The sequence below is a fragment of the Alcanivorax sp. HI0007 genome (assembly GCF_001635525.1).
GTDB lineage: Bacteria > Pseudomonadota > Gammaproteobacteria > Pseudomonadales > Alcanivoracaceae > Alcanivorax.
This window is the reverse complement of record NZ_LWEJ01000096.1, coordinates 1-254: the sequence shown is the minus strand read 5'-3', so window position 1 is coordinate 254 and position 254 is coordinate 1. Positions and strand designations below refer to the sequence as shown.

At 65.4% G+C, this 254-nt stretch carries 1 pseudogene; it reads right to left on the bottom strand.

Going from position 1 to position 254, the window contains the following annotated elements:
- Window positions 1-254: pseudogene (locus A3714_RS17950) on the bottom strand (molybdopterin oxidoreductase family protein); the annotation flags it as partial.

Below are 254 nucleotides of genomic sequence, written 5' to 3'. Positions count from 1 at the left end.
TCGCAGGCCCAGGTCCACCAGGCCGCGGTCACCCAGCTTGCGGAGAAAACGGTCGGTGGCGGTGATTTGCAGGCGGGTTCTGCGATCCCGGGCGCGCAGGCGGTTCAGCCTTGTGGTCAGACCATTGAGGATTTCCCAGTCGTGGAGGGATCCTTCCGGCTTGGCCACGAGCGGTGGCGTGAACTTCACCACGTTGCGCACCGCCACGGCCTGGAAGATGGGATCAAACTGGGCATGCTCCAGCTGGCCGGTGG